At 71.2% G+C, this 15,739-nt stretch carries 11 protein-coding genes; all 11 read right to left on the minus strand.

Annotated features, from left to right (window positions below):
- Positions 1-7: 7 nt before the first annotated feature.
- Positions 8-1,357 carry an HlyD family type I secretion periplasmic adaptor subunit gene (locus tag ACFHNC_RS05870; protein WP_437168288.1) on the minus strand — a complete coding sequence of 450 codons (1,350 nt, stop codon included), beginning with the start codon at positions 1,355-1,357 and terminating at the stop codon, positions 8-10.
- A complete protein-coding gene (locus ACFHNC_RS05875) occupies positions 1,354-3,021 on the minus strand; it encodes an ATP-binding cassette domain-containing protein (protein WP_437168289.1) in 1,668 nt (555 codons plus the stop codon). The genes ACFHNC_RS05870 and ACFHNC_RS05875 overlap by 4 nt, the downstream gene beginning before the upstream one ends.
- Positions 3,018-4,727 (minus strand): ATP-binding cassette domain-containing protein, encoded by a 1,710-nt coding sequence (locus ACFHNC_RS05880; protein WP_437168290.1) that lies wholly within the window; start codon positions 4,725-4,727, stop codon positions 3,018-3,020. The genes ACFHNC_RS05875 and ACFHNC_RS05880 overlap by 4 nt, the downstream gene beginning before the upstream one ends.
- Before the next feature lie 4 nt (positions 4,728-4,731).
- Entirely contained in the window at positions 4,732-5,427 is a 696-nt protein-coding gene (locus ACFHNC_RS05885) for a hypothetical protein (protein ID WP_437168291.1), read from the minus strand.
- On the minus strand, positions 5,417-6,700 hold the full coding sequence (locus ACFHNC_RS05890) for a glycosyltransferase family 4 protein (RefSeq protein WP_437168292.1): 1,284 nt from the start codon (positions 6,698-6,700) through the stop codon (positions 5,417-5,419). The genes ACFHNC_RS05885 and ACFHNC_RS05890 overlap by 11 nt, the downstream gene beginning before the upstream one ends.
- A gap of 75 nt (positions 6,701-6,775) precedes the next feature.
- Positions 6,776-8,854, minus strand: coding sequence for a glycosyltransferase (locus tag ACFHNC_RS05895; RefSeq protein ID WP_437168293.1), 2,079 nt, complete (start codon positions 8,852-8,854; stop codon positions 6,776-6,778).
- Positions 8,855-8,954: 100 nt separating this feature from the next.
- The gene (locus ACFHNC_RS05900) at positions 8,955-9,494 is read right to left on the minus strand and encodes a calcium-binding protein (RefSeq protein WP_437168294.1); all 540 of its coding nucleotides are present in this window, start codon (positions 9,492-9,494) and stop codon (positions 8,955-8,957) included.
- A 379-nt stretch (positions 9,495-9,873) separates the two neighbouring features.
- A complete protein-coding gene (locus tag ACFHNC_RS05905; protein WP_437168295.1) occupies positions 9,874-13,296 on the minus strand; it encodes a glycoside hydrolase family 99-like domain-containing protein in 3,423 nt (1,140 codons plus the stop codon).
- Positions 13,296-14,177 (minus strand): glucose-1-phosphate thymidylyltransferase RfbA, encoded by an 882-nt coding sequence (gene rfbA / locus ACFHNC_RS05910; protein WP_437168296.1) that lies wholly within the window; start codon positions 14,175-14,177, stop codon positions 13,296-13,298. The genes ACFHNC_RS05905 and rfbA overlap by 1 nt, the downstream gene beginning before the upstream one ends.
- Positions 14,174-15,085, minus strand: a complete 912-nt coding sequence (gene rfbD / locus ACFHNC_RS05915) for a dTDP-4-dehydrorhamnose reductase (protein ID WP_437168297.1) — start codon at positions 15,083-15,085, stop codon at positions 14,174-14,176. Before rfbD ends, rfbA begins: the two co-directional genes overlap by 4 nt.
- A complete protein-coding gene (rfbC, locus tag ACFHNC_RS05920; protein WP_437168298.1) occupies positions 15,085-15,687 on the minus strand; it encodes a dTDP-4-dehydrorhamnose 3,5-epimerase in 603 nt (200 codons plus the stop codon). Before rfbC ends, rfbD begins: the two co-directional genes overlap by 1 nt.
- Positions 15,688-15,739 lie beyond the last annotated feature (52 nt).

Below are 15,739 nucleotides of genomic sequence, written 5' to 3' on the forward strand. Positions count from 1 at the left end.
GGCGCATCTAATCCCGCAAGGCGCGCCGCAGCGAGTCCCGGATCGGCGAAACCAGGTAGCTCAGCGCGCTGCGGACCTCGCCGAGCACGAAGATCTCGGTCGGCATGCCGGCAGTCAGCCGCAGGCCGGGCAGGCGCTCCATCTCGGTCGCCGCGATCTCGGCGCGGGCCAGGAAGAAGCTGACGCCCTGCGGGTCGGTCTGCTGGTCGGCCGAGACATAGGTCAGCTCGCCGGCTAGCAGCGGCGTGGTGCGTTGGCGCAGGGCGGTCAGCCGCACATTCACCGCCTGGCCGACGCGAAGCTGTTCCACATCGGTGGGCGCCACGCGCGCCTCCACCACCAGCCGGTCATCCAGCGGCACCAGATCCAGCACCGGCTGGCCATCCGTGATGCTGCTGCCGGGCGTGACGAAGCGGATATCGGTGACGATGCCGGGCTCGGACGCCACCATGTCGCGCCGCGCGCGGATGTTCTCGGCCGAGACCAGCCGTTGCTCCGCCTCCACCATCTGCTGCTGGGCGTCCTGCAATTCGCGGGCGATGTCCTGCGCGCGGGTCAGGCGCAGCGTGGCGAGCTCGGCCTCCGCCTGCGCGATGGCTTGGCGGAACTGCGCCTCCTGCGCCGCATACAGGCCCATGTCGCCGCGCGCCTGTGCCTCCAGCCGCTCCAGCTCCCGCACCTCCCGCATCCGGGCGAAGCCCTGCTGGGCCAGCGGCCGCAGTCCTTGCAGATCGGCGCGGACGGAGGCGGCGCGGGCGGCGGCGGCGGCGCGCTGGGCGCCGGCGGCCAGCAACTGCTCGCGCGGCACGGCGACGCGGCGCTCAAAGACGCGGAGGTTGCTGTCGAATGCCTCCCACCGCGCGGTGAACAGCCGGACTTCCGCATTCAGCAGGGCGGCGAGGGCGGCATCGGCGCGGGCGGCCGCCATGATCTCATCCGGCACCGAGAACTGCCGCTGGTCCTGCTGTTCGGCGCGCAGCCGGGCGACGCGCGCGGTCAGCAGCCGGGACTGGGCGCGCAGCTGCACGGCGTTGGATTCGGCCGTGGTCGGATCGAGCCGCAGCAGCACCTGGCCGGCCTCCACGCGCTGGCCCTCGCGGACCAGCAATTCCTGCAGGATGCCCGGTTCGGACAGGATCATGGATTTGCGCCGGCCCTCCGCCACCAGCGACCCGCGCGCCACCACCGCGCGTTCGATCGGCGTGATGGCGGCCCAGAACAGCAGGCCGCCGAAGCCCACCACCAGCAGCAGCAGCGAGGCCCGCATCACCCGCCGCACATCGGGGGTGGCGGCGGCGGCCTCGGCCTCGGCGAAGTTCAGCGCCATCGGGCGGGGCCCGGCCAGTCTCGCGGTCATGCGGCGATCTCCCCCGGTGTTTCGGCACGCCAGTGGCCGCCCGGCGCGAGGCGCAGCACCTGGTCCACATGGCCGGCCCAGAGTGCCGCCTCATGGCTGATCAGCAGGCAGGCGGCACCCTCCGCCCGCGCCGCCATCACCGCATCCCGGACCGCTTCCCGCCCCGCCTGATCCAGCCCGGCCTCCGGCTCGTCCAGCGCCAGGAACTCGGGCGCGCCGTACAGGGCGCGCGCCAGGCCGATCATGCGGCGCTGGCCCATGGACAGGCCGCCGGTGGGGCCGGCTTCCGTGGCGTAGCCCTGCGGCAGGCGGCCGATCATCTCATGCGCGCCGGCCAGCCGCGCGGCATCCACCACGCCGGCCGCATCCTCCGGTCCGAAGCGGCCGATATTGGCCAGGATGCTGCCATCCAGAAGCTGCACATCCTGCGGCAGGTAGCCGATGCGCGGGCCAAGCCGGGTGCGATCCGCGAAGCGGGTCGGCTGGCCGCCGAGCAGCGCCTGCCCGCCTTCTGCCGGCAGCAGCCCGAGCGCCAGCCGTAGCAGGGAGGATTTGCCCACCCCATTCGGCCCCACCACCAGCGTCACTGTCCCGGGCGGGCAATACAGCGTGACATCGGCCAGCACCGGATGCAGCCCGCCCGGTGGCGTCCAGTGCAGCTCCCGCAGCCACAGCCCGGGCGGCCCGGCCGGGTCGGCCGTCTGCACCGCGGGTGCTGCGTGGTCCCGGAACAATTCCTGCAACCGCTGCCAGGCGAGGCTCGCAAACGCCCATTCGCGCCAGGCCAGCACCAGGCGGGCGATCGGCTGCGTCGCGGTGCCGGCCAGCATCATCGCGGCGATGATCGAACCCGGCGAGGCCTGGTTGCCCAGTGCCAGCACCACCCCCACCACCACCACGCCGCCCTGCGCCATGTAGGAGGCGTATTCCGTCACCCCGCGCACCGCGCGCGCCCGCGCCTGGGCGCGATCGCCCTCCGCCAGCGCCGCCGCCTGCGCCGGTTCCCAGCGCCGCACCACGGCGCCGAGCATGCCGAGACCCTCCAGCATGTCCGATTGCCGCAACCGCCCCTGCAACTCCCCGGCATTCTTCAACTGCCGTTCGGAGGCACCGCGCACCAGGCCGCGCGTCGTGCGGTCCAGCACCAGCCCGAGCAGGCCCATCATCACGCAGGCGGCGCCGACCACCAGCGCATAGACCGGATGCAGCAGGAACAGCACCAGCAGCGCGACCGGCACCGCCGTCATGTCGAACAGGTCGGCGATGGTGTTGCCGCCGAGGAAGCGGCGCAACTCCGACTGGTCCTGCAACGCCGCCAGCCCGGGCTGCCGGCTGCCCAGCAGCGCGCTGCGCACGGCGGCCTGCAACGCCTCCAGGCTCATCCGGCGGGCCATGTCGTCGGACAGGGCGGAGAGCAGCGCCGCCCGCAAGGCCCGCATCGCGCCAGCCATGCTGAGCGCGACCACGAACGCGATGGACAGCACCAGCAGCGTGTCGAGGTTGTGGCCCTCCGTCATGCCATCGAAGATGTGCATGGTCAGCAGCGGCATGCCGAGCAGCGCCGCCTGCCGGGCGAAGGACATGGCGAGTGCCAGCGCCAGCAGCCGCCGGAAGGCCGGCGCCTGCCGGAGCGCCGCCCAGGCCGCGCCGATCTGCGCGCTCATGCCGCCCTCACAGGCGCGGCCAGCAACGGCGCGCCGGGGGTGGGCACCACCTGCCCGCCACGCAAGGTCACCACCCGATGCGCCGCCGCCAGCAGCGCCGGCCGGTGCGAGGTGAGCAGGATGCCGGTGCCGCGCGCCGCCAGGCTCCGCAGCAGCCGCACCAGCCGTTCCTCCCCGGCCGCATCGAGGAAGGCGGTGGGTTCATCCAGCACCAGCAGGCGCGGATTGCCATACAGCGCGCGGGCCAGCGCCACGCGCTGCCGCTGGCCGGCGGAAAGCGGCCCCTCCGCGCGGGTTGGCGTGGCATAGCCGGCGGGCAGGGCGGCGATCAGCCCATGCGCGTCCGCCAGCCGCGCGGCCTCCATCACTGCTGGCATATCCGGCTGGGCGAGGCGCGCGATCGCCTCCGCCACCGTGCCATCGGTCAGCAGTGGGTCCTGCGGCAGGTAGCCGACATGCCGCGCGAAATCCTCCCGCGCCCATTGCCAGGTGGCCTGGCCATCCAGGAAGCAGCCGCCGGCGGAGGGGCGGATCATGCCGACGGCGATCCGCAGCAGCGTGGTCTTGCCCGCGCCGGCGGTGCCGGCCAGCGCCACGATCTGGCCCGGTGCGACTTCCAGCGAGATGTCGCGCAGCAGTGCGCGCGGCGCGCCGCGATGGGCGAAGCTGACGCGCTCCAGCCGCAGCCGCGCCTCCCGGCAGGGGAAGGCGATTGCGGTATCCGCCGTGCGGTCGGGCCGCATCATCACAGCAAGCCGGCGCCAGGCGGCGATCGCCGCGCCCCATTCATGCGTGGCGCCGCCAATGCGGGCGAAGGGCGTGATCACCTGGCCGGTGATCAGCATGGCCAACAGCATGCCGAAGCCGACATTCACCCCGTTCGCCGCGAGCAGCGTGCCCACCACCAGCGCCCCGCCCGAGCCGACGCCATGGATGGTGGCCAACCCCGCGCCGATCCAGCGCGCCCCGGCCTGGGCGTCACGCAGCGCCGTGGCGCCTTCCTGCATCCGTGCCTCCCAGCGTTCGGCCAGCGGCGCGCGCAGGCCCATCGCCTCCACCGCCTCGGCGCAGCGCATCGCATCCGCGACCAGCCCCGCAGTACGCGCCTGCGCCTCGTTGGAGGCGGCGACGGCGCGGCGGGTCAGCCGGTCCCCCAGCAGGGAAAGCCCCGCGGCGGCGAGGCAGCAGGCCAGCGCCCAGAGGGTGAAGGCCCAGTGGAAGAACAGCAGCAGCAGGATCATTGTCGGCACCAGCACCGCATCCACCAGCCCGGTCAGCACCGGGCCGGTCAGGTTGCGGCGCAGCTCCTCCACATCCCGCAGCGCCTGGCCGGCGGCGAGGTCGGACCGCCCCGGCTGCTGGGCCGCCGCCAGCACCAGCGGCGCCGCCAGCCGCCGCGCCAGGCGGTTCGAGACGGCCAGCAGCCCCAATTCGCGCAACTGGTCCAGCCCGAGCAGGAGGCCGACCGCCAGGCAGAAGACGATGGCCAGCCCCGCCAGGGTCCAGGGATTGCCGGTGGGCAGCACCATCTGCCAGATCATCAGCTTGGCCGCGACCACGCCGAAGGTGGCGAGGCTCAGCGCCAGACCGAGCGCCAGGGTCAGCCGCGTGGCGGAGGAAACCTCCGCCCGCACCACCTCGATCACGTCCCGCCGATCCGGTTTCGCGGGGGCGGTGGGGTTGGGCAGGCGGCGGGGCTCTGCCATGCGGCTAGAGCGCCAGGACCAGCGCGAAGACCGTCAGCGCGCCGAGGCTGGTCACCCCGAGCAGGGCCATCAGCACCACCTGCCAGGTATCGAGGCCGGCGGGGCCATTGGCCCGCGGCGCCGGGGCGGCGGCCCGGAGGCTGGCGAGGCGTTCATCCAGCCGCGCCACCCAGGCCTCCAGCACCGCCATGCGCTGCTCGACCTCGGCCGGCTCGGCGGTCAGCGGCGTGGCCATGGGCTGGTCCGGCGCCGGGCGCAGCGCCAGTTCCTGCATCCGCGCCTCCAGCGCGTGCTGCCCGGCGATGAGCTGCTCGATCGCCTTGACGATCTGCGGGTTAGGCGGTGCCGGGCGCGCCTCGCCGGCGGCGGCGGCGGGCGCACCGCGGCGGAACAGCGGCAGCGCGACCTCGCCACCCGCCGCGCCGCGCGCCACCACCAGCAGGTCGGCGCGGCGTTCCGCCCAGGCCGGGCGCAGCAGGAAGCGGAAGCCGTGGAAGGCATCGCCGATGCCGGCGCGGATCAGGTCCGCCCGGTGCCGATCCGCGACGCTGGTGGCGACCGCGGCGCCATCCAGGCGCAGTTCCACCACCACCCGTTCGGTGGGCTGGGTGGGTTCGAAGGCCCAGCCATCAATCTGGTTGCCGGTGACCGAATCGACGAAGCCGCGAATATCCGGGGTGGGCAAGGGTTCAGCCGACACGCGCACGCCCCCCGGCCCGCATGGCCCGCTTCAGCGGCGTCGCTGCGCCGAGCAGGCGGCGATACAGCGCCAGATGTTCTGCGGCCGCCTCCTCCATTCCATGTGGCCGGGTGATGTTGGCGGCAAGGCGGTCCCACAACCCCGGCTCCTCCGCCGCGCGGCGCATCACCCGTGCCAGCCCGACCGCATCGCCCACCGGGAAGTGCAGGCCATCCACTCCGTCGCGGACTGATTCCGCCATGCCGCCGACATCGCCGCAGATGACGGGGCGGCCGTGCCGGAAGGCTTCCTGCACCACCAGCGGCGCGTTCTCCCACCAGATGGAAGGCATCACCACCCAATCGACGCCCGCCATCCGCGCCGGCATGTCGGCGGCGCCATACAGCCCGTGGTGGCGCGCGTCGGGCGCAGCCTCCAGCGCCGCCTTGAACGCGGCCAGGAACTCATCCGCCTGATGCGCCGTGCCGCCATGCAGCGCCAGATCATGCGCGATGCCCTGCCGGGTCAGCCGGGCGGAGGCATCAAGCGCCACCAGGCTGCCCTTGAAGCGATTGATATGGCCGAAGAAGCCGAAGCGGCGGCGCTGGCCGTTGCCGGCGCGCGGCGCCGCGACAGGTCCGGCGCCGATGCCGTTCCGCATCAACTCGATCCGCCCCGCATCCCAGCCGGCGGCGATGAAGCGGTCGCGCAGGAACTCCGAAGGGGACAGCAACAGATCCACCCCCGCCATGGCGCCGCGCACCGCAATCTCCCGCAGCACCAGATCCGTGCTGCCGCGGCCGGGAAAACAACGCCTGCAGCCATCCCCCGAGGGACCGGGGCAGAGTCTGCCATCGGTGGTCAGCAACTGACCTTCCTGCGGGCACAGCGCGAAGAAATCATGCAGCGTGACGACGATCTTCGCCTTGGGCGCGACGCGCCGCACCAAATCCAGCGTCTCGATGCCGAAATACAGCAGATGGTGGAAGTGGATGACGTCCGGCTGGTAGTCCGTGACGAAGGCGCCGAGTTCCGCCAGCCCCCAGCTATCCACCTGAGACAGATGGAACCGGTCGAAATGGCTGAGCCAGACCAGCATCTCATCCGGATGGTGGCCAATGGACTGGAACAGCGTACCGGGGCGGCGTTCCCGGTGCTGGGCGGTCACGGCGCCGAGGAACAGCCCCTCCACGCCATGCCGGTCGCGCAGCGCACGGAAAAGGCCACGCGCCACCACCTCGGTGCCGCCCGGCTGCAGGTCAGGATGGTTGTGGCAGAAGACGAGGAGGCGCATGGCTCCACAAAACTAAAGTAAAGCGGGTTGCGGTGACATCACCGATTCCCGGCGTTTCAAGGACTTCGCGATCTTTCAGGCCGCCGCGTGGGTTTCGCCCATGCGGGGGAAATCCTCCATCAGCGTGGCGATGGTGGAGGCCCAGCGACGGTGGTGCAGGCGGCGGTTGTAGGCGGCGGCGACGGTGCCGGTGTAGCCGCCATGCTGGGCGATGGATTGACGCTCGAAGTGGAACAGCTCCGCCGCCGGCTCATACAGGATGGCGAAGCCGGCCTGGCGCAGCCGCAGGCAGAGGTCGCTATCCTCGTAATCGCCGACGATGTAGTCGGCCGAGAAGCCGCCTACCTCGTTCCAGGCGGCGCGGGGCATCAGCATGGCAGCCCCGGTCACGCCCGGCACCTCCCGCGCCCGCGCGGCCAGCGGGTAGTGGCGTGGGAAGCCTTTGAAGTAGTGGCAATTGAACCAGTCATCGCCAGGGCCGCGGGCGAAATACAGCCCGGCATGCTGCAGCGAGCCATCGTCGAACATCAGCTTCGGCCCGACACAGCCCAGGCGCTTGTCGGCGGCCAGCCGCGCCAGCATCGGCGCCAGCCAGCCGGGCCGGTCCGGCACCACGTCGGAGTTCAGCATCAGCAGCACGGGTGCCGTGGCCTCCGCCGCGCCGCTGTTGCAGGCGGTGGCATAGCCGGCGTTGCGGCCATGCTGCACCAGGGTCACCGGCAGGCCGGTCAGCCCGCAGATGCCGCGCAGCAGATGGTCGGCCTCCGCGCGCTGTTCCGGGCTGTCCAGCACATAGATGATCTCGGCCTCCCGCAGCATCGGGTCGCGCGCGAAGGCGCCGATTTGGTGCCGGACGAAACGGAGGTTGCGGTAGAGCGGGATCACCAGGCTGACACTGGGTTTCGCCACGGGCCGGCCGATACGGACCACCTCCACCCCCAGCGGTTCGGCCGCCGCGGCGCGGTGCAGGCGCTCCGCCGCCGGGGCCAGGCAGCGATCCAGCAGGGCAGGGCCGACATCCAGCGGATTGACGCCACGCAGCACCGCCTCCCGCGCCTGGGCGGCGGGGATCAGCGCCGGGCCGGCGACGAGCTCGATCGCCTCACCGGAGCCCAGCGCCAATTCCAGCCGCCATTGGGCGACGGGGCCGGGGCCGGCATGCGGGACATGGGTGACAAAGCCGGGACGTGGATCGGTGGTACCGAAGGCGGCCTGTTCGAAGCGCTTCACCACATCCGGCCGGCTGACCCGGAACAGCGATTCGGGCGGGATCGGCGTGCCGCCGAATGGGCCGCGGAGCGTCATGCCGCGGGTCAGCCGCAGCGGGTCGTGCAACCAACCCACCAGGAAGACGCCACCCTCATGGTCCGAGATGGCGCGGTCGATCGCCGCGGCCACGGCGTTGGACGGCTCGGCGGCGGATCGGGTGGGCGCCATCGCCAGCACCTGCGCATCCCGCAGCAGGTCGCCGCACCAGGGTTCAGTCGTGTGGCGGCGCAGCGCCAGCAGCGCCTGGCGCAACAGGGCGCGGGGGGCCGGGCCGGTCTGGCGAGCCAGTTCCACCAGGCTGGGCGGTGCTGGGAAAGCGGTGGGCAGGCGCAGCGGCGGCCCATCCGCGCGCAGCAGCAGCGCGCCGGCAGCGGCGGGGGGCAGGGGGGCGAGGCCGCCATCCGGCTCCGCCACCCGCGCCAGGCCTTGCGCCGTCACCAGCCAGCCACCCGAATCGAGCTTCCACAACAGCCGGCCAAGGCCCAGCCCGACCATCGGGCGCAGCCCCTCGGGCGCCGGCTTGGTGTCGCCCTGCGCCAGGGCCGCCAGATCCCGTGCCAGGGCGGCATCGGCGCCTGCCCGTAGCGGACCCGCGGCCTTGCTGGCGAGCAGCGCCAGGAAGCGCGGCCTGGCGGCGGCTGCACCCAGAAGCGCCAAGGGGCCGGGCGCGCCCAGCGGCAGCCACGGCCCGGCCGCAATCTGGAGCGACAGCGTCTGCCCCGGCGCCGCCCGCGCAAGAAGCAGCGTGCCTTCGTCGTCGAGCGGAAGTTGGGAAAGAGGCGGGGAAGGTTGCCCCGCGCCGACCTGCAGTGAGATGCCACGCGCATCCACCGGGCCTGCGGGCAGAATGACCGCAGCGATATCCGTACCGAGGCGGGTCCACACGGGCGGATTTACCGGCTGGCCGGAAGTTTGGGCTGGCCCCATCTCGCGCCGTTCCGCCTGCATGCTGGGTTACGGCCACCCTTGGAAGGGCGGCCGCCCTTCAGACGATCTGGACGATGCTGCCGATATTGGCCGTCAGATCGGCCACCGTGATGCCGTCCAGCGTGATGGTATCCGTGCCCAGCGTGATCACGGCATTGCCAGTCCCGTCGGCCGAGACCAGAGGCAGCAGGTCGCTCGGGTCGGTGATGCCGGTGCCATTGATGTTGCTGGCGATCTGCAACGTGTCCGGCCCGATCTGGAAGCCGAGGATCAGGTCGTGGCCGAAGCCGTCATCGAAATCGAAGGTGTCGGTTCCGGCGCCGCCGTCCATCGTGTCATTGCCGGCACCGCCCACGAGCAGGTCGGCGCCGTTCTCGCCGAACAGCTGGTCATTGCCCGCACCGCCGAGCAACACATCGGCTCCGAGTCCACCGAAAATCATGTCGTCGCCGTCACCGCCACGGAGTGTGTCTTCACCAGCACGTCCATCGATGGTGTCGTTGCCACCGAGGCCTGCAACGAGCTGGTCGATATTGCCGGCCGGCGCGTTCAGTACGTCATCGGCATCGCTGCCAGAGATCGAAGCAAAACCAGACATGGGAACCTCCGCAGAGGGATGGGAACCGGAGGCGGCACCCTAATTTCTCTGCATCGTATTACGAACGAGACCGACCTTGAGTCAACTGATTTGGCAGCGCAGCATTCCGGGATCGATTCCGTCGGATGGTGGTTAAGTACCTGAATACAAACTGAATATACGAAAACTCGGCATACCGGTATCAAGTTGCTAAAAACTAAGACAGTCTCAATCGTCTTGCAACTGCCTCATGCGCTGACCGTCACCCGCGGCAGACCCATCCCGCCTTGCGCGCTGTTCAACCGCTGGGCGCCAAGGAACTGGTGATGAGACAGCGGGCCGCTTGGTGGGGTGTTGTCCCGCTTATTGTAAGGTTTTCCGTAATTAGGGACGACCCTGGCTAGGAGGCGTCCAAGGTGCTCCGGGCCAGCTTCCGGCGGCGGGGATTCGCGCTGTCGGCCGGGCGTGGGGCGGGCGCGAGGTCCTGCAGTGCGATGCCCGGTACCTCCAGCCCAGCCGGATTCGCCAGCGCCGCCACCGGGTCGCCCTGATACCGCAGCCGGGCGGATTCCAGGGCGGTGCGGCGCCATACCGTTGCGCCCGGGGCCATGCGGCCCGCGGCCCGTGCGAAGGGCGCCTCAGGTGCTGCCTGCAAGGCCGCGACGGTGCGGCGCAAAAAGCTGCCGCTGGGCGCCAGATCCGGGTCGCAGAGCCACAGGAATTCCGCCTGGGTCGCCGCCAGCGCGGCGGTGGCGATCGCACCCCACCCCTGCGCAGGGGCGGGCGCGCTGCGTATGTCCCGGTGCCAGCGGGCCGCAGCCAGCGCTGCGCCTTCGGCCACGCGTGGGTCGGCGGGCTGGTCCAGCAGCAGCACCTCCCGCACCGGCAGGTCCTGGCGGAATACGGCGTCCAGCCGGCTCGCCAGCATGAAGCCGCGGCCCTGCCCAGGCACCACCACGGCGAGGTCCGGCAGATCGGGCAGCAGGGCGCTACGGAGCGCCGTGGCATAGCGGCCGAAATCGAAGCGCCCGCGCGCCGTGGCGCTACGCAGCGCGCGGGCCGCATCGGCCAGTGGCGCGGCGAGCAGCCTCGCCGCCGCGGCCGCCATCGCCTCCACATCGCCCAGCGGCACCGCGGCGCCGCCGAAATCCGCGGCGAGATCGGCCGCACCGCCGGCATCCGCAAAAGCCAGCACCGGCAGCCCCGCCACCAGCGCCTGCTGCGCCAGCAGCGGGAAGGACGCTTCGCGTGCCGTCAGCGCCACCAGATCCGCCGCATCCAGTAGCGTACCGGGCTCCGCCATGTGCTCCACCACGCGCAGCCCATCCTGCCGCGCCGCGGCCAGTTCGGGGCCGAGCCAGATGCGCAGGGAAGGGTCCAGCGGACCGACCCAGATCGCGTTCAGCCCCGGAATCTGCGCCCGCAGCCGACGAAACAACTGCAGGAACAGGTCGAAGCCATGCCGCAAATCGCCCGGCCCGGCGCCGACCAGCAACCGGTCCGTGGCCCCCAACCCCATTTCCGCCCGTGCGGCCCGGCAGGCGGCGAGGTCCAGGCTGGCGGGGAAGGGCAGGCCAGGCTCCAGCACGTGCAGCCGCAGCTCAGCCAGGGCGGGCAGTTCGGCCAGCAGGGAATCGCGCACCGCTGCCGCCGGCAGCAGCGCGGCCCGGGCATGGCGCAGCGCGCCGCGCAGGCCCGTGAGCAGGTCGCGCGCACGCAGTTCGCCCGGCATTTCCTGGATCAGGATGGTGGTGGCGACGCCACGCGCCTCCGCCCGTTCCGCGAGGCGCGCGGCGGCGGCGCTGGTCATCAGCGCGTGGCGCAGCCCCTCGGTGACGGCGGCGGTCAGCGCCGCCTCCGCCTGTTCTGTGCCGATGGCAACGATCAGCGGGCCGAGTCGGCGATAGTCTTCCTCCAGCGCGCCGCCGGCCAGCAGCAGCACCTCCAGCCGCAGGCCCGTGGCGCGGCGCAGCGCGGCGGCGGAGTCGATCAGCCGGCGCGCCGCCTCATTCTCCTCGGCATCGGCGGCCACCACCAGCAGGCCGGGGGCGTCGGCCGCCGGCGTGCCGACCACCGCGCGGGCCGTGGCATTCAGGAAGGCGCCGCCATAATGCAGATCGGGTTCGATATAGGCGCCCTCGCACCATTCGTTCCAGGCATTCACGCAGACCAGCGGCTCGCCGAAGAAGGGCGTGTGCGTGGCGCGTTCCACCAGCTCCGACAGCCAGGCCTGATAGGTGGCGGGCTTCGATCCGTGGATGATGACGGTGTTCTGGCCCTGCTTGCGCGGGTCGTTGTCCCAGCCTGGCACGGCGCATTTGATCAGCGGGTAGTCGGGCGTCTTCTCATCCAGCGAGGCCTGGACCACATCCTCATAGGCGAAGACGGTGCCGGTGAAATCGGGGTCCAGGTAGTCCAGATGCGCGCTGATCGGCGTGCAGTGCCGGGCCAGCTTGTGCGGCGGGAATTCGATGGCGCCGTCGAAGCCGAATTCGGTCGGGTCGATGTCGTCGAAGGACTGGGTCATGACGAAGACCGGGTCCTCCCCATGCGAGTCCCGGAATCGCTTGCGCCAGCCGGCGATGGTTTCCTCCGGCTCCGGGATCAGGCCGGCGCGATAGACCATCAGCACCGGGCGGCCCTGGACGCGGATGTAGCGCGGGTCGGCGAAGTGGCGCGCGAGGGTGGCGACCAGTTCCGGCTCATCCTCGGCGCGGTAGTCCTGACCCATCAGGATGTCGTGCTCGGCACCGTCCCAGCGGCGGGTCCAGTTCTCATTCGCCCACATCAGGGCAAACGGCATGTCGAGGCTGCGATCGGCGAGGAAGGCGTCCACCGGCTTTTCCAGCAGGCGATGCCCGTTGAAGCTGTACCAGTAGAAGATCCAGCCATGCACGCCGCCGCGCCTGGCCATCTCGATCTGCCGGCGCATCACCTCCATGTCCGTCAGCGCATAGGGGCCGAGGTCACGTGGCACGCGGGGCTGGTAGTGGCCGGCGAAACGCGGCAGGGCGCGCGGCAGGTTGGTCCATTCGGTAAAGCCGCGGCCCCACCATTTGTCGTTCTCGGCAATCGCGTGGAACTGCGGCAGGTAGTAGGCCAGCACCTTGGCGCGCGGGCGGGCCCCATCGGGCAGCGGCTGGACCTCCTCGAACTCCTCCGCGGGGCGGGTGTTGCGGCGCACCTCGCGCGGGATGGTGGGGGTTTCCTGCGGCATGCGGGGGTGCACGCCGGGCTCATGCCGGTGGCGCAGCCAGTGCAGCAGCGGTGGCTCGGTAATTCGCCCGCCCATGTGGCGCTGCACATAGTAGCGCGTGTCGAAATCGGGCCCGGGCTCGCGGTCTTCCTGCCAGCCCATCATGGTGTAGTGCTGGTAGGGATCGGCGCCGGCGCGAGCCACGTCGCGATAGGTCGAGAGGTAGAACTCCGCATCGAATTCCGGGATCGGGCAGGCGCCATGGTCCCGGTGCCGCAGGAAATGGGCCAGCGCGCCAACGTCCGGCGCCAGGCCGTGGCGCGCGCGATACCAGGCGGTGTCGAAATGCGGGCCGGGGGCGCGGCCCTCGGCATCGCCATGGCGGATGAAGTGCAGCACCGGGTCGATGCCCGCCTCCCGCACATCCGCATGGTTCGCCAGGTACCAGATGGGTTCGAGGTAGAAGCAGGGCGCGCGGCCCTGCGGCCAGCCGCGGTCGAGGAAATGGCCCAGCGGATCGTCCCCGCCATGCGCCACATCGGCATTGTGCGCGACATACCAGACAGCGTCGAAGACGCCGCTATCGGCGACCGCCTGCCGATCCTCCGGCGACCGGTCTCCCGCCATCACGCTTCGTCGCGCGTCAGCAGGGTTTCGAGATAGGTGCCATAGCCGCTGTTGCGCAGCGGGGCGGCGAGGGCGCGCAGCTGGTCGCCATCGATGAAGCCCATGCGCCAGGCGATTTCCTCCGGCGCTGCCACCTTCTGCCCGGTGCGCTTTTCAATGGCGCGGACGAATTCGCCGGCCTCCAGCAGGCTGTCATGCGTGCCGGTATCCAGCCACGCATAGCCGCGGCCAAGGCGCACCACGCGCAGCGAGCCTTCCTCCAGATAGATGCGGTTGAGATCGGTGATCTCCAGCTCGCCGCGTGGCGAGGGCGCCAGCGCGCCTGCCAGCGCGGCGGCGCGGCCATCGTAGAAATACAGCCCGGTCACCGCCCAGTCGGAGCGCGGCAGGGTGGGCTTTTCCTCGATGGTCACGGCGTGGCTTTCGCCGTCGAACTCCACCACGCCGTAGCGCTGCGGGTCGGCGACGCGATAGGCGAAGACGGTGGCGCCCTGTGCCGCCGCATTCTCCTTCGCCTGGTTCAGCCGCGCTTCCAGGTCGTGGCCGTGGAACAGATTGTCGCCCAGCACCAGGGCGCAGGGTTCGCCGGCCAGGAATTCCTCCGCCAGGACGAAGGCATGTGCGATGCCGCGCGGCTTGTCCTGCTCGGCGTATTCCAACTTCAGGCCCCAGCGCGCGCCATCGCCCAGCAGGCGCCTGAACAGCGGCAGGTCGTGCGGGGTGGAGATGATCATGATGTCCCGGATGCCGGCCAGCATCAGCACTGAGAGCGGGTAGTAGACCATCGGCTTGTCGAAGACCGGCAAGAGCTGCTTCGAGACGGCGAGGGTGGCCGGATGCAGGCGGGTGCCCGATCCGCCGGCCAGAACGATGCCCTTCATACCGAATTCTCCCTTGGCGGTCTCGCCAGCGTGTTTCCGACCAGCGTATCCAGGCACCGCGACAGGGACTGGCGCCAATCCGCGGGCGCGATGCCGTGCACCTGCCCGATCTTGCTGCAATCCAATCGCCCATCCGGCGGCCGTGCCGCGCGGGTGGGATAGTCCGCCGTGGTGATGCCCGCCAGCCGCGGCTGCCGGTGGCCGCGTTGGGCCGCCTGCGCCAGGATCTCGGCGGTGAAGCCATGCCAGGTGGTGTGCGGCGCGCCCGTCAGGTGGAACAGGCCGTAGACGTCCTCGCCTGCCCTGGCGTTCAGCAGGCGCGGCGCCATCACGGCCACCGCATCGGCCAGGTCAGCAGCGAAGGTCGGCGCGCCATGCTGGTCGGCGACCACGCGCAACTCGTCCCGCTCCGCCGCCAGGCGCAGCATGGTCTTCACGAAATTGGCGCCATCCGGGCTGCACACCCAGGCGGTTCGCAGCACCACGCAGCGCGGATTGGCGGCCAGCACCGCCCGTTCGCCGGCTTCCTTGCTGCGGCCATAGACGCCGAGCGGCGAGGGCGCATCGGTTTCGAGATAGGGCGCGCCCTTCAGCCCATCGAAGACGTAGTCGGTTGAGAAATGCACGAAGGGCGCGCCGGCGGCCGCGGCGGCCGCGGCCAGCCGCGCGGCGCCTTCGCAATTCACGGCAAACGCCAGCGCCGCCTGGTCCTCGGCGCGGTCGACGGCGGTGTAGGCGGCGGCATTGACCACCAGATCGGGCCGGGCCCCCGCCATGGCGGCGGCGACCGAGGCATCATCCGTCAGATCCAGCTCCGGCGGCTCCAGCGCCACCACCTCATGCCCCGCGAGGCGTGCCACCAGGGCGCGCGCCACTTGGCCCTCCCGGCCCGCGACCAGCACGCGCATCAGAAGGCAGGCCCCAGATCGGCCAGCAGGGGGGCGCGATGGTCCTTGTCGGACAGGGTGGCATCCGCCGCCGCCACGCCCCAGTCGATGCCGAGGGCCGGGTCGTTCCAGGCCAGCGAACGGTCGCAATCCGGCGCATAGAGGGCGGTGACCTTGTAGGCGATCTCCGTCTCCGGCGCCCGAGTCACGAAGCCATGCGCGAAGCCGGGCGGCACCCAGAGCATCAGCCGGTTCTCGGCAGAGAGGTCCACCGTCACATGCCGGCCGAAGCTGGGCGAGGCGGCGCGCAGATCGACTGCCACATCCAGCACCTGCCCGCGCAGCACCCGCACCAGCTTGCCCTGCGCGCGCGGGCGAAGCTGGAAATGGAGGCCGCGCACCGTGCCGACGGCCACGGACAGGGATTGATTGTCCTGCACGAACTCATCGGGGATGCCGATGGCGGCGAAGTCGCGGCGGGAATAGGTTTCGATGAAGGCGCCACGGGAATCGGCGAAGCGGCGGACGGAGAGCAGCAGCGGACCCTCGAGGCCCAGGCTGCGCGCCTCGACATTTCCCGATCGGCGGATTTCAGCAGTGTGCGGTCCGGCTCCGTCCGGCATTCCACTCCAGCTCCTCGCGCCAGCGCGTATCAGGGGTTGTCCCAGGTTCGAA

Origin of the sequence: Falsiroseomonas sp. E2-1-a4 (assembly GCF_051433165.1) — a bacterium.
Lineage (GTDB): Bacteria > Pseudomonadota > Alphaproteobacteria > Acetobacterales > Acetobacteraceae > Falsiroseomonas.